The sequence below is a fragment of the Bacteroides acidifaciens genome, assembly GCF_903181435.1.
In the GTDB taxonomy this organism is placed as follows: Bacteria; Bacteroidota; Bacteroidia; order Bacteroidales; family Bacteroidaceae; genus Bacteroides.
Genome location: NZ_CAEUHO010000001.1, coordinates 2,206,409 through 2,227,078 on the forward strand (window position 1 = coordinate 2,206,409; position 20,670 = coordinate 2,227,078).

A 20,670-nucleotide genomic window follows, 5' to 3' on the forward strand; every position below is an offset into this window, starting at 1 on the left:
AACCGAGCGATAGCTCACTATATTTATATTAACTTAAAGCACTTAACAATGAAAAAAGTAATTATGTTAGCAGCCGTCGTAGCTGCTTTGGCATCTTGTCAATCAAAAGCCAACAAAACTGTAGAGGCAGAAGCAGACAGTATTGCCATCGCAATGACTCCAATCACAGAAATGACTGAAGTTTATGCCGGTACTCTCCCTGCTGCCGACGGTCCGGGCATCGACTATGTACTGACCCTGAATGCTGCAACTGATGGTGTAGATACCACTTATACACTGGATATGACTTACCTCGACGCTGAAGGTCAAGGACAAAACAAGACTTTCACCTCGAAAGGAAAACAAGAGACTGTACAAAAGGTAGTGAACAAAAAACCGGTAACTGCTGTTAAGTTAACTCCGAAGGATGGTGAAGCACCGATGTATTTCGTGGTTGTTAACGATACCACTCTTCGTTTGGTGAATGATAGCTTGCAAGAAGCTGTCAGTAATTTGAATTATGACATCATCAAGGTGAAATAATAATAACCCTAACCCTAACCAGTAAAAATGCTCTGCAGAGAATAAATAGTTCTTGCAGAGCATTTCTTTTTTATCCAAGCACTCCGTGCCCTTCCTGAAGGCGTTTCAGTCTTAGTAATGCTTCGATATAATAGTAGTCCGCATAAATGATGGATGCATCAATTTCCGAATGGTTCGGCCAATGTCCTACGCTATGCAACAGGAATGACGGTTTGCTTTTGCCACTCTGGTAACTGTCAGAGTTTAGGCTTGTCAGTATTTCAATAGCTGCATCTTTATAACGTTTTCCGGTTCCATTCGGAAGGTAAGTGGATAGTTCAAGCAAAGCAGAGGCCACCACTGCGGCAGCTGAAGCGTCACGCGGAGCATCCGGTATTCCCGGGGCACTGAAATCCCAATAAGGAACCTTGTCTTCCGGCAGACGTTCAAGATAGACATCCGTTACTTTCTGAGCAAAATCCAAATATTTCGGATCTTTCGTTTCACGATAGACTACGGTGTATCCATAGATTGCCCATGCCTGTCCGCGTGCCCACATAGTACTGTCAGCATATCCCTGATGGGTGACTCCTTTAATTAGATTTCCTGTAATTGTATCATATACAGCTACATGATACGAAGTGTAATCGGGACGGAACTGGCATTTCATGGTCTTGTCGGCATGAGCTACCGCAACATCATACAAGTAGGGGTTGCCGCCATTCTTTGCCGCCCAGAAAAGCATTTCGAGGTTAATCATGTTGTCCATGATTGTATTGTGCGGCCAGTTGCGTGGTTTCACTTCACGAGGCCATGAAAGGATTGTCCCTACTGTCGGATTGAATAATGTAGCCAATGTGTCGGCTGTGTCCAGAATTACTTGCTTGTACACCGGGTTCTTGGTCAGGCGATAACCGTTCCCATAACTGCAAAAGACGAGGAATCCCAAATCATGGTCGAAAGCCGGAGTCTTGGAAAGAAACTCCAGGGAGTTTGTGAACTTCTCCGCTTCTTCCCGAATCTTCTTATCCTTTGTATATTCGTAATCGTACCACAGCACTCCCGGCCAGAAACCGGCACACCATTCTTCTTTCGTAGCTTTACGACAGCTCCAGTGTTGTTCGTCCGCCATGATATTACGTGGCATCATCGTATAGTCAATCCCGGAATCTGTTTTCAGTTCCGCAAGCGTACGTTGTGTCTGCTCTGCGCAGTAATCCAATGTTTTGTTCACGTCCAATGTACCGGAAGGTTGATGGGCACATGTACAGAACCCTAACATCACAGCCAGACCTACTACAATTTTCTTCATCTTAATCTAATATCTTCGTGTTAATTCTTAATTTTTAATTTACTCTAAACCAATCTACGTCTGCCCAACCACGATTACCATCGTTAGGAGTTACACAGAATACACCGACCTTGGCTCCAATCCATTTGCCCTGGCGGGCGATGAAAGACTCGCCTACTGTCGTATATTTCTTTCCGTCCAAGCTATAAGCAAATGTACAAACAGCACCTTTACGGACTTTGACCTGTAAGTAAACTGTTTTCCATTCATTATCTGCTACGCCCGGCATCTTCAGATATTCTACCGGAATACTTGCCAATTCTTTCACTTGTTCGGGATTCTGCTGTTCCGCATCTTTGCAGACTGCCTGTTGCAGAATAAATTTATCTCCAGCCTTACGGATAGAAAGATAACTGTAATCCCACCCCATCACGATAAGTCCGGCTTGTTCGCCATCCTGTTTTGCGGTAAACGTCAACTTGGTAGTAGCTGTAAATTCTTCCGCAGGAAACTTCTGCATCAACAGGTTCGGCACTTCCCAAAAGTTCACAAACTCTTTTGAAAGGCTGCCCGCATACAGGCGGATATATCCCAAGTCGGTAGTGAATCCGTAAGTATCTTGCTTATTAGCATGCCATTGCCACTGTAATCCTAAATGGCGGGTATTGAATTCATCACTTTCCGGCGGAGTAGCTACCGGATAAGTCTTTCCTACATTCGGCTTCTTATATGTAGTCACCGGTTCACCGCAACCGTCTTCGTCCTTATCCACTCCGATTATCGGCCAGTCATTTACCCAAGTCATCGGATTCAGGTGAATCACACGCCCGTAAGCCCCTTTATCTTGAAAATGAACGAACCAGGATTCACCTGTATGAGTATCTACCCAACCGCCTTGATGAGGACCGTTTATATTCGTCTTGCCTTGTGCCATCACGATTTTTGATTCGTAAGGGCCATAGATATTTTTCGAGCGAAGCACCAGTTGCCAACCGGTAGCCACTCCACCTGCCGGAGCAAAAATATAATAGTATCCGTTTCGCTTATAGAGTTTCGGACCTTCTACCGTATGGTTCTTTCCGTCATTGCCGTCGAATACCATCACCGGGTCGGAAATGACTTCCGTTCCTTCTGCATTCAGTTCAGAAATCACGAGAATACTGTTCACCCCGCTACGGCTTCCGGCATAAGCGTATACCAGATATACTTTTCCGTCTTCGTCCCATAAAGGAGTAGCGTCAATCAGCCCTTTGCCGGCTTTCACCAATAAGGGCTTACTCCATTTTCCTTTCGGGTCTTTCGTCTTTATCATGTAGATTCCATAATCCGGGTCGCCCCAATAGATATAAAACTCCCCATTATGAAAACGGATAGAAGGCGCCCATACGCCCTTGCCGTGCTGTGCCTTATCGAAAAATTCTTTCGGTTCCTGCACCGGCAACGCATAATTCACCAGCGACCAATTCACCAAATCTTTGGAGTGAAGAATAGGAATTCCGGGAATACAATTAAAACTGGATGCCGTCATATAGAAATCTTCTCCGGCTGCACATACATCCGGGTCGGAATAATCAGCATGAAGAACCGGGTTCTGATAAGTTCCATTTCCCTTATCAGCCACCCAGGTCTTAGAGATTTCTTGTGCGCCCACCCATGTACAGCAAGCCATCATCCCTGCCAAAAACAGAATCTTTTTACGCATATACCTTACTAATCAATTTCATTCAAAATAAGAATTGTTATTCCTAAAAACAGGTTCTTTCTACCTTTCTAAAAAAACGAATCTATCGGAAAACCGAATCTGATATCTTTTCTTTCAAACAATCTATTTACTGACCTATTTGCTTATATATACGAAGGGGATTAGGTAAATACCTAATCCCCTTCACTATTTTTTCTATTAATCTTTTAATTTATCAGTTTTCTCTCTTCAAGCCTGTCTTATTCATTGACGTAAGATATAATTGATAGCCCTGAAATAAAAAAAACGGGGAGATTTTGCTTTATGCACTCTCCCCGTTTATACTTCATCCGGTACGGAATCTTTTATTATTTATTCTTTGGCAAACATCAATGTGCCGAAACCTAATTGGTCATAGCCACCGCTATTAGGTCCGTAATCACCGGCTCCGCCATCTGAATTTCCGCGACCAACATTCTCACGCATCTTATCTACCCACATCTTGGCATAGATACTTGATTTTCCATAATCCTGTGCCAGACGGTTCACTAATTCCCATGCAGGACGCACTTCACCACGGGAATCTTTTCCTTCTCTTCTTTCCTGTGCCGAGATAGTATCCCAGCTACCGCTACAATTAGTATAGGTAGTATAAGGCAAGTCATTATCCGTATATCTAAAACCGGTCATCTTCCAACTAGCACTTGAGCTACCAGTTTCAGCACCACCGATATTGTATTTAGCCACATACTCACACATAGCTAATGCACGTCCGTCATCGAATATGAAAAGGTCTTCACCCACATTCTTTGCCATCTGGCAGAAAGCGCCTAACAAGCTGACACACAAAGTAGCATGTCCTTGGTCACGACCTGATTCCTGACATTGTCCCAACATTTCATTACTATCTGGGTCCAGGTGTGTAAACGGAACACCGTTTCCTATATTTCCCGAACCGATACCAAACTTAAAGTATTGAATGGCTTCATTGATTTTGAAGTTATCATCTGTCAGAATACCGATAGAAAGCAATGCAGTCATTGCAGATAAATCCCAGTTCAGCCAATAATGAAGCGCACATTCGTTGCCATTGTGCGTGGACAGGAATTTCGTAATATGGGGATAGAACACATCAGCTATCCATGATTTGAACTTTGCAAGGTCAGCTTCCTGCCATCCGGAGTAAGAGCGCATTATTTCCGCTGCATTTGCTATTTGATGCACTTGAATAAAAATAAGGAACTCGTTCGGGTCTATAAATTCCCCTTTATCGTTCACGATAAAGCCGGTACAGGTTTTAGCCCAATCATTCAGAATAGCAATAGCTGCATCTGCATATTGTGTGCCATCCGTCTCCGACAATTTCCATCGAAGAGCCAATTGATAGGCGGCTGCAGCATCTCTCATCAATTTCGTGTAATTATTCCAGTCATTAGGATATTTACCCGCCCAGTTATTTTGGTCGAGACGTGCCAACAATTTCACAGGAGATGCCTTATAGCCGGATTGCGACAAGTTGTTTCCACCACGAGTTAAATGGTCGAATGCGTTCTTCCAAGGCTGTGCACCGGATTGTACCTTTCCTTTTACGAACTCAAAATCCGTTTCCGTATGGAGCATACAAGGATGCTCCAAGGTCGTAACATAATCTTTTACTTCCGGCCAACTGCTCATATCATTAGAGCCATCTTCTATCTCACTGCATGCGAAAAGTGCAGTAGAAGTCAGGGCGAAAAGCCCTGCTCCTATTATTGTATATAATTTCATCTTATTCATGGTAGTTATTCGTTATTATTTTCACTGTCTACAAAAGCTTGAAGTTCCTCTACTGTCTTAAAACTACGTACCCAATAAATATCGTAAGTAGAGGTGATGTCAGGATCCGTGATTGGGAAATCAGCTATTACAAATTTAAACTGTGCCAAATCAAAAGTCTGATTCCAATCTGTTGGAGTCTTCTTATCATATCTTGATTGAAGATCGTAATATACAACATTTGGTGTATTGGCAACATATTCATTTCCACCTAATACTGTATATGAGTTATTATTACTACCAATTGAACCTAAATTATTATCTCCAATTATTGCATGGTCTTTATCCCACACCTCTAATTTAATACAACCAACACTATTATTTCCACCTTTTAATGCAGTACCAAACTTAATCTTCACTGCAAGATAACGATATTCATTAGGTTTAATAAAAGTATTTTTTCCCTTACCATTCTTTGCAAGCCATAAATCGCCACGCCATTTTGAGCCACCCATTTGAACTATAGTTTTTTGCCCATCGGCTCCTTTTACACTTGCACCATTGCCATCTAAGAACCAACTACCTAACCCATTACCAAATGAATACCACAAACGTCCTTCTGCAACTGTAACTGTAACAGTTTGTACAACAGGTCCATAAGAAGCTGTAATAACAGCCGAACCTTCAGTCATTGTATTAACACATAACTTACCTGTTTTGTCCACACTAATCACCTCCGGATTATCACTCGTCCAAGTCAGCAGCGAAGCAGTAGCCTCTACCGGTTCCAATGTGTACTTAATCTGATATTCCTGTCCATATCCCAATTGATTAAGCTCCGCATCTTCAGTAAACGTCATTCCGGTAATTGGAGTTACTATCTTAACCCCTATCTCGCAACTTGCAGACACCGGATTTGAACTGAAATCATCAGCCGTCACTGTAATAGTCGCATCCCCTTTACTGATTCCGGTCACCAAGCCTGTCTTTTCATCCACCGTAGCTACTTCCGGGTTACTACTTGTCCATTTATAACGCTTGAACGTAGTAGTTTCCGGTTCTGAAGAAACAGTTAATTGATATTCATCGCCTGCCGCAATCTCCTCTGCCGGAACATTAGTTATATTGATGGCCGACATATAGGTATATTCGTCCATAACTTCAACTGTTCTGGTGACGATAGTCGCCTCAGGCCCAAAGCCTATTTCCGGTGTCATTGTTATGATAGCTTTTCCCGCTTTATCTTTAGTCATAACCAGACCTTCCTGTGTAACTGTCGCAACAGATTCATCAGACGATGTCCATTGTACATTCGTATTGGTCGCACTCTCGGGCATGATACTCCAAGAGAGCTGAAGTTCCTTATTCTTTAGCAAACAAATCGTTTTATTTCCTGCGTCATATTGAGTATCTTCAAGAGTAATGGCAGATATTGTAATCATCTCATCCATCTTCTCTCCCAAATCCTTATCATCATCACATGCAGTCAGACCTAAAAGCGAACAAGCAGCCAGTCCGACAAAATATTTTATATAATCTCTTTTCATAATTCTTATTCTTTAAGTTATTTCTGACTTGATTATTGCCATCCCGGATTCTGTCCCAAATTCGGATTCAACTGGCATTGGTCTACCGGAAGCGGATACAGGTCGTTCTTACTACCCCAACGACGACCGCCTTCCAAAATCAAACAACCTTCCGAATCTTTTGCCATAGTAGAAGCACCCGCCCATGAAGTAGCAAAGTCCGTTCCTGTCCATTTCACCCCAAGAATAGGTTTCGGCATCTCTACAATAGCCGTATTCCAACGCTTCAGGTCATCAACACGGAAACCTTCGTTATACAATTCGATGGTACGTTCACGGCGGATTTCTTCCCGCATATCCAGACTGTTTTCCGAAACAAAAGAAGTTGTAAGTTTAGGCATATCAGGGTTCACACGGAGACGAACCAAATTTAACGAAATGTTCAATGCATCGTCCAGAGCTTTGCCGGTAGTCCCTAATTCGTACATGGCTTCCGCATAATTCAACAAAACCTCTGCATAACGGATAATCGGGAAGTCATAACCTTCAAATGTATCGGCAACTTTACGCTCCGTACCCCATTTCTGATTCTGATAGCCGGAACCTTGGAAAACATTGCATGTGATAGCATTCGTCGCATCTTCTCCTTCCATGCCTTTCCAGTCGATACGCGGTTTGTCGTTATCCCAATATTTGGTTCCGTGAGCCAGAAGACAGTTCTTCATGCGGTTATCACGATTTTCAAATTCTGTAGTCAGACCTCCATAACCTTTAAAGACGTCAGCACTCTTGGCATGGTCAATAGGTAGCCCATTGCTACAAAGATACATATTCACAAATTTACGGTTAATATATTGCACATTCGCTACACAACCATGTGTGATATTAGTCCCGATGGGAGCAATCGTTTCATCATGACGACGATAGAATATATATTCTTTATTGGCACTCTTAGTCAGATTCGCAGGATTAGACTGTACATTCTCTAAAATGAACAGGTATTTATAAGCCATCTCTCCCAATGCTGTCGGTTTGAATAGCTCGAATTGCTTACTGTCGATAACTTTTTTCGCCGCATCCGCTGCAATACTCAACAATGCTTTGCCACGTTCTTCATTATTGCGGTTTTGTTGCCATGTGCCTTCATATAAAGCGACACGTGAAAGGAATGCATAAGCTCCCCATTTTGAAATACGTCCTTCATCATCCGTCGCAATAGTTTCCGGCAATACTTCAGCCGCATCCTTCAAATCCTGAATCACGAAGTCAATCACTTCGCTACGGTCATTGCGGCTCGTGCGTAACTCGGGTGAAGTAATATCCAGCGGTTCTTTAGTGATAATCACATCTCCGAACAACTGCACCAAATCAAAGTAAGAATAAGCACGGAAAAACTTGGCTTCCGCTACATAGCGGCTGATATCACCGTTACCGGAAAAAGATGCCGCCTTTTGCAACAACAGGTTACAGCGGCGGATATGAGCATAATTGCTTGTATAGTTACCGTCGGAAGTCGGAATCGGATTGCTACCGTTACTGTACATATTTACGGAACTGGAAGTCATCAAGTCCGAACGCCAGTCGGAATGTGCACCGTCAGAAATAACTGACTTGAAATCACGTGTCCAACCATAAAAATTGGTTGCAAAATATTTAAAATCATCTGCTGCTCCCCACAAATTACCATCCGCCAACTGATCCTGCGGATCAAGATCCAGACACGAATTCAGTGTCAAGCCAAGCGATACAATCAAAAGGGCTTTCTTATATAGTTTCATAATCTTCATACATTAAAAAGTTAGATTTAATCCAAAAGTCACTGTGCGGACAAAGGGGAAACGTCCTGCGGCTGTCACTTTGCGACTTGCTTCCGGATCCCAGCCGTCATTAATCTTAGAGTATTCCCAAAGGTCGGCTCCTGCTACGTAGACACGGCATGAACTGATTGCCTTCGTTTTAGCCAGAAACGCAGAAGGCACGTTGTATCCCAGCGTCACATTCTTCAGACGAATGTATGAGCCATCCTCTACCGACCAGGAAGAAGCCTGGTAGTTATAATCGTTAATCTCATTCTTATTGCTATATGTAGGATAATGAGCGCCCCGGTTGTCAGGACTCCATGTATTGCCCACAGACTGGTTCGAAGTATTCAGGTACAATGCTTTCATCGGTATGCGCCATATCTCATTACCGTTATTATCTCCCGTACGGAAAATAGTACGTTTTGCAGCTCCCTGGAAAACCAGTGACAAATCGAATCCTTTCCATTCTGCTCCTACATTAAATGAGAAGGAGATTTTCGGATCGTCCGTACCCAGATAAACAATGTCATTCTGATCCAATTTACCGTCATTGTTTACATCGGCATACATATTATCTCCCAGACGGAAGTTTTGTTCGGTCAGTCCGATAGTGTTTCCGGTAAGGAATCTATATAAGTACTTCTGGCGTTCTTCTTCCGTCTGTGCCTTGCCGGCATAACGCAGGCCGAAGATACTGTTCAACGGATAGCCTTGTTGCTTGTCAACGAAACCGGATTTCAGAACTGATACCGCACCGATATCCGTCAGTTTGTTGGTATTGAAGGAGTAAGTACCTCCTACGTGGTAAGTGAAGTCCTTTCCAATCTTATCAGACCAGTTCAGCATCACTTCCCAACCATGCGACTTAAACTTCCCATTGTTGGACATACCGGCGTTATCACCCAGAACTCCCGGATAAGAGATGTTTATCAGCATATTGTCATTACGCTTCATATATACCTCGGCAGTACCTGTAAGGCGGGAATTCAATAAGGAGAAATCCAATCCCAGGTTATAATTCTTAATGCGTTCCCATTCACGTCCCAAAGAAGCGATTTTGCCGTTCGTATCTATGATAGTGCCTTTGTTGGGACCGATATAAGCTCCGCTTTGGGATTCAAATTTATAGAACTGCGTACCATCGTAACGATCAATACCACTTTGATTACCTACTTCACCATAAGAAAGACGGATTTTCAAGTCGTTGAGCCACTTGATGTTCTTCATAAACGCCTCTTCCGTAATACGCCATCCACCGGATATTCCATAAAAGAAGTCCCAGCGATTTTCCGGTTTGAACTTGGAAGAACCATCATAACGCATATTTACTTCCAATAAGTATTTAGACTTATAATTATAGTTTAAACGAGAATAGTAGGACATCACAGCCTCATGCCACTTCGTACCATGTTTATCTGTCAGATTTATCAGACCTGCCCCATTTACAGTTTCCAACGAATTCTGTATATCTTTCACTGATACACCAAAATAATCGTATTCTTTCAATTCGTATTGAGCACCGACCATCGCACTTACATTGTGGTGTTGCGCAAACGTGTTATGATAGTCAACATAACCTGTCATAGAATAGAAGTCTGTACGCGAACTTGTTTTCTCGTAAGACGATTCTTCCTGCTTGTAACCGTCGGCTTTAGTATTTATTTTAGTTCCGGCATAATTATAGGACGTTATAGCCATCTTTTTGATGTCACGTGAAGCTACTCCGGAGTTATAACCCAGATTGGCTACCACGTCCAGGTGCTTATTGATATTGTAAGTGAACTTCTCGCTGATATTGATTTCGGATACTTTCAATTTATTATCGCCACCCAGTTCGGCAAACCAAATCGGTGACAGCCAAGTTCCCCACGAATACGGTTTCCCGTCGATGGTAGAAGCCGGAAGGCCCGGTTGCGGATAACTGGAAGTCAGCGTCCTATTCAGTTGGGATGGAGCTACCTGGTCCTGACGGTTATAAGCTATGACAGATTCAATAGCGAAGTTATCAAAGACTTTCAGTTTGTTAGTCAGACGAAGGTTGAAACGTTGGTTGTTATTATTCCCCCATTTCAGGTTACTGTCATCATACATGTATCCTACGGACAAACGATACAAGTTCTTCTCCGTACCTCCGGAAATAGCCAGGTCATGCTGCGTGGAGTAAGAGTTGCCGAACAATACATCTTGCCAGTTGGTATCCATAAATACGAAGTCCATTACATCCGAATAACTGGGAGCAAAAGGATTGGCGCTATGATCCAAATCAATGTATTTGCCTTCGTTTGCCAATGCCATTTTCGCATATTTAACCCATGAATACGAGTCGGGCTGACCATCATTCTGGCAAGTTTGCAGTACTGCATTCGCCCACTCGTTCATAGACATCAGTTCCGGCTGCAACCCTACCATTTTATAAGTGTACGAACCACTGTACTCAATTCTTGCTTTGCCTTCCTTTGCCTGCTTAGTCGTCACCAATACGACACCGCCCGCAGCCCGCGAACCGTAGATAGCCGCTGACGCATCCTTCAAAAAGTTGATGGACTGGATATCAGAAGGGTTGATATTTCGCAACGCATTTACACCGTCATAAGCCACTCCGTCAATTACAATCAATGGCTCTGCATTATTTGCCGAAACAGAACCGCGCAGTTTCAAGCCCCAGCTTTCATCACCGGGAGCTGCCGAGTTACGGGTAATCGTCACGCCCGGAACCTGTCCCTGCATTGCCTGCAATGGACTGGACATTGTTCCTTTATTCTTCAGCATTTTATCGGATACCACCGTTACGGCACCGGTCAATGTTTCTTTCTTCTGCGAACCATATCCCACTACCACTACTTCGTCCAGTACTTCGCTGTCTTCTTGCAATTTTACATTAATCACCGTTTGCGCAGCTACGTCTATAATCTGGTCTTTATAGCCGATATAGCTGAATTTCAGTCTGGCTACGGCAGGAACACTAATCGTATAATTTCCATTAATATCGGTAATGGTTCCTTCCGTTCCGCCTACCACACTTATATTCACGCCAATCAACGGCTCGCCCGTGGCATCAACCACTTGACCTTTCACTTTCTTCTGAGCCTGCGCCACCACTTGGCTATCGTTCATATTCGTATCGGCCCATGCCTTTGAAACAGGACAAAGTCCCAGCATTAATCCTAACGCAAACACTGCTGTCTTGTTAGGTCGCGAATTAAAAATTAATCCTCTTCGTTTCATAAAATTAAATTTGAGGTTTAAAAATAGTATTTATTTCTTGTTTTCTAAAATTAAATGAGGCATCGGGATGTCTCTTCATAGATTCTTTTTCCATAAGCACAAAGGATTATATATTAAATAAATAAGATTAAATACATTTTCTGAAGAATTCACGCATTTCGCGACGACCTATAAATAAGTGGTTCTCTACCGTACGACGGCTGAGTTGCATTTCTTCCGCTATTTCGGCAGATGACTTGTCTTCATAACGACTCAATGTGTAGACTATCCGACGCTGTTCGGGGAAGAGTGCAAGTTGCCGCTGTTCAACGGAAGCCAAATCGTCGGCAATAATCGTTTCTTCCGTCTCATTGGACGAGGTAACGGCAAAGTCATACATATAGCTGTCTATCTCCTGCTTCTTATAATAACGGCGGATGTAATCGGTTACTATATTGCGTGCAATGGTGAACAGGAAATACTTCACTGTATCCGGACGAAGCATTTGCTTATAGTCCAGCAGACGTACGAATACATCTTGAGTTAAATCCTCAGCTTCGTAGCGATGAGTGATACGATAAGTAATATAGGTAAGAATCACCTGGTAATATTCTTTATAAGAATTGGTGATAATGCTGTCGGAAGTGTTAGTCGTTGTATCCATAATACTATCTTTTTCGGTTTTAATCACGATGCAAATATAAAGGGGATTCCGAAGATAACAGCCGGAAATCAAGGCGTATCAATCTCATCGAATCGAGATAGACTTCTTTTAAATTATACCATTCATTATCAGAATATTACATTTATATTTCATTGAGTCTCATTTTATAAAATGAGACTCAATTATCCCCATTTAGAGAATCTTGGAGAACATTTCTGATAACTCGCGGTTATTTAGCAAAGCATAGCACTACAAGTCAGGTTTGTATTCAGGAAAATAAGCCTATCAATGGCCTTCCAATAATTCGTAATCAATAATTACTATATAAATGTTTTCGAATTAACATTTGATATGACAGTAACAAATTACATATATGAAAGTTAACTTCGTAGACAAAATCAGCATAAAATACTATATATCAATCAATTAAGCAAGTACCTTGCTAAAAAGTTACTGCCACAACTGTCAACTGCCAACTATGGGCTTATTTAGTTGATAAATATAGCTATGTTAAAAGGGTATTTGTATTCAAATATTACTTTTATTCATTTTTATCGCATACTATCCTATATTTCTCTGCAAAGCAGCAAATAATCAATTTATATAAACATTATACATAACAAAAGGCTACTGCCAAAAAATTAATAAATGAAATATTCTATAGTATTTAGCCGAATCACAAAAATAGATAGCTAATTGATTATCAACAAACTACAAAGACATAGGAAGAAAATCTACTGACAAACAAGCCCATAGTTGGCAGTTGACAGTAGTGGCAGTAGAAAATGCGGCCATAAGTAGTGCAAAATACATACAAAAGCGGATTAAAATCCAAGCAAGTACAAGAGTAAAGCAAAACAAGTGCAAGAAAGAAGATAAACAAGTAGAACATTTGGGTAAATCAAGTACTGGATATCAGTGAAAGATGTACATGAAACCGATAAAAGAAGTACTTACTCTTCTTTGGCAGTTCCACCGATGCTACGGATATATTCGTTCGGAGTGACTCCCGTACTCTTTTTGAATGACCGGAAGAAAGAAGCACGTGAGCTGAATCCGCAAAGTTCTGCCAATGCGGTTAACGTATAGCGGGAATAGTGGCTGTCCTCTACCATTTTCTTGAATTGAGCGACGCGGTATTCATTGATAAAGTCGTAGTAGGACTGGTTCAGATACTGGTTCAAAAGATACGATAACGAATGTGAAGAAGTATCCAATGCGGAAGCCAGGTCACCCATTTTCAAGTCGGGATTAATATAAGGCGTTTCTTTCTCTACATAAGTCACCAGTTTCTTATGAAGCTCTTTGCATTCCTCTTCAGTCAGCCTGTTGGTCTTATACTTCTCTTCGGTAGCGACGGACGGTTGTTCAGAAATCACTTCCGGTTGTTCGGCAATCGTTTCCGGCTGTTCGGTAATCGTTTCCGGCCGTTCCGTTACTTGTTCTTTCCGGGATATTTCCTCAGCCGGTGTAGAAACCACCTGAGCGGGAGAGGGAAGCAAGCGGCGCATACGTTTCCAGACATAATAGCGTATAAAGGCTACAATTCCTATGATTAATAAGATAGAAAGCATCCATCCCCACCAAGGAATCATAGGACGTACCGTCACTTGACAGGTAGCTTCCGAATGTTCATTTCCCGGAAGGCGGACACGGAATGTATAAGTCCCGGCAGGAAGTCCATAATAAGAGACTTCGTTCTGCGCAGCCAATAGTTTCCAGTCCTTATCAATCCCTTCCAACTGATATTCGTACAGCAAGGCAGAAGGCAATCCGTAGGCAAAATCCGTAAAGCAGAAGGTCAGATTATTCTGATTATATTTCAAGGACGAACCGGTAAAGGAAACACCGTTAGCCAATATATCCGTTAATACTATCGGACGCGCCTTGCCACGTACTTCATCCACACGCTTCGGGTCGACGTAAATCAATCCTTTGGTATTGCCGAACCATAGTATTCCTTTATCGTCTTTATAGGCAGCCCCGTTGGTGAAAGTGGGTCCCGGCACTCCGTCATTGAAAGTGAAAGCGTCATACTCCTCCCCTTCTTTCCTTATACGCAGCAAACCGTCATTACAGCCTACCCACAACCAACCTTGATTATCCTCTACAATCGCCATCAGCGAATTGTCAGGAAGCGTGGAAAATACGGACTGGTTACGGAAACGGTCCATTGTCAGCGTAGACGTAAACAGACTCCCTTTCTCACGGATAAAATAAAGGTTATGTTCGGAGTCTTCATAAATCGTCCGTACTTTGTCCTTGTTCACGAATCCTTCAGGAAAGACATTGGAACGCAAGCTCTGGGAAGCCGGGTCATAAATACACATACCGGTTTCTGTGGCAATCCACCCTTTGCCAGTAGAGTCAAAACTGACCTCATATACATTGCCTTCCGGCAGTTGGGAGTTGGCACTGGTAAAGTGCTTAATCTGTTTTGCCTGTCCATTATAGCTGAACAGTCCTTGCGAAGTGCCTATCCAGAGATTTCCTTTTGTATCCGGTTTCACACAGAAGATATGTCCTTTCTGAAACAGTTCTGCATCTCCATCTCCTCCCTGGGCAAAATATTTTAGGGATAACGTCTCCGGATTCAATACCATCATGCCACCGCCATACGTACCGATATAATATTCTCCTTGATAGAAGCTGATGGTCAGTATCAAATCCGAGGTCAGAACGGGTTTTACAAAGCTTTTCACTGTTCCCGTAGCTTCGTTTATATAGAACAAGCCGTCGCGTGAACCGATAACTTTCTCTTGCCCCCTGCTTATGAAAGAGCGGATGGAAAGATTTGCCGAATGGAACGAAGGCGGATAGGCATACGTACGGAAAAGTCCGTTCTGGTAGAGTGAATAATCCAAGCCTGCCTGGAAATGTCCTACCCATACGGCACCTCTGTCATCAACGAGCAAGGAGTAGACGGAATTACTGCGAATCCCTTCCTTATCGCTTACATCATGATAGAAACGACGCGTCACCTGCTGGTCTTTATGTGAAAGGAAGTGGACGCCATTGCCGTCGGTAGCTATATAGACGGTTTCTTTTCCATCACTGGAGATGTCGGAGATAACATCGCATCCTAAAGATACGGTATGGGAGAATGCCTTTTTCTTCATATCGAAACGTACTACCCCCTGGCTCATTGTCCCCAAGTAGAGCGTCTCCCCGATACGGGTAAGGCAACGGAAGTAATCGGCTTCGGGCACATTCTCCTGAAAATGCCAGGAATCAATCTTTCCGTCTTTCAATGAATAGGAGAACAGTCCTTGCACCGTAGCCAACCACAGTGCGGTTTTATCTTCATTCAGACAAATATCCATGATTCTGTTACAGGCAGCCAACATATTCCGGTCGGTCAATACTTGGAGCAACTGCCCGTCTTTATGAATGAACAAGCCTTTCTCCGTACCGATATAAAGAATATCTCCATCCGGAAGTAAGGTATTTACAGCAAAATCTATCTTTTCGGGAACAATTCTCTCCAACTGGCCGTTCGCACGATTCAGACGCCAAAGTCCGATACCATTTCCCACCCAAAGTTGCTTATTGGCGGTTTCCGTGACTGTATTAACACGCTTTTTTCTTCCGGACTCAATGCCTCGGAATTCAAAATGGCGTACTTTCACACCATCGAAACGGTCGAGACAGTTATCCGTCCCTAACCATACAAAACCTTCGGAATCTTTATAAATGGCATTGACCAACAGTCCGGACAGCCCGTCGGACATGACGACATTACGGAATGTGTAATTCTGGGCTTGCAGTTCCATACCACAAACCCAATATATTAATATAAGAATCAGATATTTAATCGTGTTCTTCACTTACAACTGCTTCCTTTCATATTAAACATGTGCACAAACATACATAAAAATCTCCAAAAGAGCACATTCCTTTTCCTAAAAAAGTAGCCCCTTCGCATTTGTTGTACATGACAAACAAATACGAAGGGGCGGGATTATTTACTCAATGCTATTGAAAATTTATTAATATTTGACTTTCACATTAGAGCTGTTATATACAACAGGAAGCCTATTTCCATTCACAACAACAGCTACAGGCTTCTTTTTACTCCTAAAACTGGCATTTATCTTCGGCTGTCCGTCTATCCAAAGATTGAGTTTCTTTTCTTCTTCCTTTTGGATAACGAATAACTTAGCCAAAGAAGAAAAATAGGTTTCCTTATCGCGCCTTAATGCACTGCCATGACAGATAAAGAAATCTTTGGCGTCTTTGGCTTCCGTTCCTTCGGGATAAGAAACTGCAAACATATAGGCATCTGTCATCCAGCCGTCCGGCATAATCCATGAGTTGCTGTGCATCAGTCTGCCATCTGCCAACTGGTTAATATACAAGTCAGTCACTTTACCTTTGTGACGGATACGAAGTCCAATCCAATCTTGTCCTTCCCGCCGTTCCATTTGTGGCAAGTCTTTTTCATTGGGAGTCTCCTTTAATATAATAGCTGTCAGCCCTTTTACACGATTGACTTCTGCCGGCAAATGGAATGAATAATAGGTTTCAGTGCCTTTCAAGTCTTCAGTTGGAGCCTGTATTTCTTCCCAATACAAATCCTCCGGATAGTCGTGTACAAAATCAGACTTAGCAAGCAAACGGGGATAAAGAGGACGAATCACAACGGAAGAATTACCATTCGTCACATTCACGTCAACTCCCGACTTCTTATAAGTCCCGTTGGTATGCCACAGCCATTCAAAACGGCCAACCTTATGCGTCTTTAAATCATCAATCATATAAATCACATTATCCATCCAAAGGAAATGGCGGAAATTACGGCTGAAATTATTAGATACAGGACCTGTTCCATTAGCCAGGACATATTTCACATTTCCCGCATCCAGAAGATGATGCAAATATCCTCTCAAAGTAGAACCGCCGTACTGCTGCTCACGAGGTTGTCCCTCTCCATTAAACAATACTACATTATGCGCTTGGCTTTGAAAGAAATAATTTCGATAAGCAGGATTAGGATACCAACAGTTTCCCCCGTCTTTAATAATATCTACCCCTTTATGAAAGATAATAAATGAATTGGCATCTGCGTGAGAATGATTCCATGTATGACCGCTTTTTACTGCCAACATAGTAGCATTCTTTTCCCACGAATTACGCATCGTAGCCCAACCAAAATCTGCAAATAATTGGGAAGTCGGCAGTTGAGGGACAGCGGGCGCCTTACTCAAATCAGGAGTGTAAAGGAAGCCCATGGGACGATTCAAGAAAAAGCCATCACGATGTTGTCCTTGTTCCACCTGGGATATATACCACAAAATAGTTGGATCTTTCATCCCCAATGCATACAATAGCATCATACTGGATTCTGCCGATACATTTTTATGGCTATCTCCAAAATTCAAACTATGCAGCATACCCGTACGTGGGTAGCAGACTTGTGAGAAGTAACTCGGCAATTTTGCCAATTGAGGAATATCACCCGGATTCTGTCCGGGATGAGTGTTTATCCAAGCTATCCTAAACAACAAAGCTTCCTGAATACCAAAGTTGGCGTAATTCAGACTTTCATACATTCCGCCGGCCTCATCAAAACTCTTTGCTTTCTGTTGCAATACATCACCGGCAAAGTCGAACCATTCGGGAAGAGATTCGTGAAGTTGCTCCACCCATTCTTTTACTTCGGGAAGTTCATTTTGAAGACTCAAAGCCAATATTCCACCCTGACAAACACAGGAGGTCCACCAGTTATGTCCCATCGAATTCAATGAGTGAATACGGGTCGGCTCCAACAACCAGTCTCCCAATGCCGGTTCCACGGCTAACCGTTTCAATCCTTCGGCTATCTTTTTTCTTTCTGAAGAAGACATGACATTGTATGCAGCATCATACCCCACTGCGGAAAGAAAACTCTTATGAGCCATACCCAGTTGTGAACGCCATGCAGGAATACGTGCCATCATTTCCACATCTCCCCATGATTCGGCTTCCACAGCTTTCAGGAGGATTTCTTTGATTGCGTCTGCATACTCCTTATTATCAGTCATCAAATAAGCTAACGACAAATAGTCTAATCGATTAAAATCTTTCTTTTGCAAAGCTTCATCTGCTGTTTTCTTAATATCTCCCCATGCTTCCTGCAATTTAGGTTCATGCTGCATACGCTGTTTCACTTGCTGTATGCGTTGTGGAGTATACAGTAATGAAGGATGATTTATTTTTTGTGCTTGTATATATAATGAAGAAACACACAAAAAACAGATAACAGCAATAATAGTTTGTTTCATGGTACTTAGTCTATTCTATATATAATCAGTTACAATATTATTCTTTATTGAACGTTTTTCAAAAATTCTTCCAATGCAGCATTAAATTCTTCCGGGCGTTCCATATTCAGCATGTGTCCGCAATCGTCAATTACTTTCAGTTTTCCATTGGGAAGATATTGTAAAATGGGAGGTTCTTTTGAGAATCGGTTACCGGAAGAATGACCTTCAACAATTAAAGCAGGTACATCGGGATGATTCTTTTTCAATTCCTCGATGGCATCCAAACCAGCTACCACCCGTACTTCTTTGTGTAGCGGTTGCCACGCGTCCCATTCGTCGATCATCTGCCACAAAGGTGCACGCATCCGTTCACGCTGACTTCCTCCTGACTTCATCAATCCTTCAAACCACTCTTTCTTCATCACATCTACCCCTTTCTCTTTCAAAGCAGCAATCTCCTTATCACGTACTCTTGCTTCTTCCGGAGTCATCGGTTCACTTGGGCCTTTCGATTTCCGAATGTTTCCACTGGCTAAAAAAGCAGATAACATCCGGTCAGGGAAATACGCCAACATATCAGCAGTAATAAACCCACCCAAAGAAAGTCCGACGATATGCGCTTTCTTAATGTGCAAAGAATCCATCAAAGTAACTAAATCTTCAGCGTGTGTAAATTGATAGTCTTCCGTTTGTGAAGACGAAATGCCATATCCTCTCAAATCATAGCGGATCACACGATATTTTTTTGCCAGTACGGAAAATTGTTCATCCCACATACGATGATCCAAAGAATGACCATGAACAAAGATGACGGGAGCACCTGTGCCGGCTTCCTCATAGTAAAGAGAACCGTTGCCCACTTCAACGCGGCCTTGTTTCACAACCAACGGATGTCCCTTTACAATCTCTGAAACAGTTCTCGAAATTACAGGACTACCATAAAAAGACGAGAAACCATCTTCTTTACTGGAAGCACCGACTACATGAGCAATAAAGAAGCCATAAACATTCTCCCGTTTATTGATCCACGGGTAAGCGCCAGCCCATCCTGGTGAACTAATCTGATAAGCTTCACCTGTCTTCTTATCGATTAATTCAAGCCATTCTCCCAATCCGTAGATTCCATTGTGGGATTGTCCTAGCCCTTTCGCTACATAATTATCCGAGTTATTCGAAGGGATTATTGCGTCTTTCACTTGGTCGGCCTGCATTTCTTTTACAGTTTGTGCAGATATAATCCGCTTATCGTTATACATTCCATCATGATAAATCATGGATAGGAAATGAATATAATCGTTCAAGGTGGTACACAGACCACCACCTAACATCGGGGCATGTCCGCCATCTGTATTTATCGGAGTAAAATGAGAATTTTTCATTTCCAATGGTTGCGCCAATAGTTCTTGAAAGAGAGTTTCAAACTCCTTCCCCATTGCCACTTCCGCCATTCTTCCGGCAATCTGCATGGCAAGTCCTCCATACTGGAACCGGCCTCCCGGAGTAAAAACCGTATCTAACGGCAATATTTCAATAATGGCAGAATCCAAATGATTGTAATTATCTACACGCGGTTCAGGAAGATAGGGACGCACTCCGGAAGTATGAGATAACAGTTGTCGTAAAAGGATTTTTCCTTTGGCATCTCCCTTAAACTCCGGCAACCACTTTTCCACAGGGTCATCCCATTCCAAACTAGTACTGTCCACTACCGCTCCGATAACAGCAGCAGCCACCCATTTTCCGGCAGAGGCTACATATACTTTTGTATCAGGAGTATAGCTACCATAGTTCTTCTGAAAAATAACAGAATCATTCTTTACTACGCAGATAGAAGCACCGGGATAGTACTCTTTACTCACCCAGCCTTGAATAACAGAATCTAATAAAGAGAAGTTATAACGACTCCCTTGTACGGATGATACATTGCAGGAACCTGCAATAAAACAGATACTTATAAAAATTACGATTAATAATCTTCCCTTCATTTTTGTTATCTATTAA

General features: G+C 42.5%; 11 protein-coding genes. 1 reads left to right on the forward strand and 10 read right to left on the reverse strand.

The features are described 5' to 3' along the window. The first annotated feature begins 48 nt into the window (after positions 1–48). Positions 49–522, forward strand: a complete 474-nt coding sequence (locus CLIN57ABFB40_RS09330; RefSeq protein WP_175629828.1) for a copper resistance protein NlpE N-terminal domain-containing protein — start codon at positions 49–51, stop codon at positions 520–522. A gap of 70 nt (positions 523–592) precedes the next feature. Here the strand turns inward: CLIN57ABFB40_RS09330 and CLIN57ABFB40_RS09335 are convergent, their stop codons facing one another. The 10 genes from CLIN57ABFB40_RS09335 to CLIN57ABFB40_RS09380 form a co-directional block, all read right to left on the reverse strand. After that, entirely contained in the window at positions 593–1,813 is a 1,221-nt protein-coding gene (locus tag CLIN57ABFB40_RS09335; protein ID WP_175629829.1) for a glycoside hydrolase family 88 protein, read from the reverse strand. 34 nt (positions 1,814–1,847) lie between these two features. Continuing rightward, positions 1,848–3,494 (reverse strand): glycoside hydrolase 43 family protein, encoded by a 1,647-nt coding sequence (locus tag CLIN57ABFB40_RS09340; protein WP_175629830.1) that lies wholly within the window; start codon positions 3,492–3,494, stop codon positions 1,848–1,850. Between the two features lie 351 nt (positions 3,495–3,845). After that, entirely contained in the window at positions 3,846–5,249 is a 1,404-nt protein-coding gene (locus tag CLIN57ABFB40_RS09345) for an alginate lyase family protein (protein WP_175629831.1), read from the reverse strand. A 5-nt stretch (positions 5,250–5,254) separates the two neighbouring features. Beyond that, a complete protein-coding gene (locus CLIN57ABFB40_RS09350; protein WP_175629832.1) occupies positions 5,255–6,775 on the reverse strand; it encodes an Ig-like domain-containing protein in 1,521 nt (506 codons plus the stop codon). A gap of 32 nt (positions 6,776–6,807) precedes the next feature. Beyond that, on the reverse strand, positions 6,808–8,541 hold the full coding sequence (locus CLIN57ABFB40_RS09355) for a RagB/SusD family nutrient uptake outer membrane protein (RefSeq protein ID WP_175629833.1): 1,734 nt from the start codon (positions 8,539–8,541) through the stop codon (positions 6,808–6,810). A 3-nt stretch (positions 8,542–8,544) separates the two neighbouring features. Beyond that, a complete protein-coding gene (locus CLIN57ABFB40_RS09360; RefSeq protein ID WP_175629834.1) occupies positions 8,545–11,781 on the reverse strand; it encodes a SusC/RagA family TonB-linked outer membrane protein in 3,237 nt (1,078 codons plus the stop codon). Positions 11,782–11,908: 127 nt separating this feature from the next. After that, positions 11,909–12,424, reverse strand: a complete 516-nt coding sequence (locus CLIN57ABFB40_RS09365; protein WP_167963856.1) for a sigma-70 family RNA polymerase sigma factor — start codon at positions 12,422–12,424, stop codon at positions 11,909–11,911. A gap of 953 nt (positions 12,425–13,377) precedes the next feature. Further along, a complete protein-coding gene (locus tag CLIN57ABFB40_RS09370; RefSeq protein WP_175629835.1) occupies positions 13,378–16,251 on the reverse strand; it encodes a two-component regulator propeller domain-containing protein in 2,874 nt (957 codons plus the stop codon). A 162-nt stretch (positions 16,252–16,413) separates the two neighbouring features. Further along, positions 16,414–18,687 (reverse strand): heparinase II/III family protein, encoded by a 2,274-nt coding sequence (locus tag CLIN57ABFB40_RS09375; protein ID WP_175629836.1) that lies wholly within the window; start codon positions 18,685–18,687, stop codon positions 16,414–16,416. A 44-nt stretch (positions 18,688–18,731) separates the two neighbouring features. After that, positions 18,732–20,654 carry an alpha/beta fold hydrolase gene (locus CLIN57ABFB40_RS09380; protein ID WP_175629837.1) on the reverse strand — a complete coding sequence of 641 codons (1,923 nt, stop codon included), beginning with the start codon at positions 20,652–20,654 and terminating at the stop codon, positions 18,732–18,734. Between the last annotated feature and the right edge of the window lie 16 nt (positions 20,655–20,670).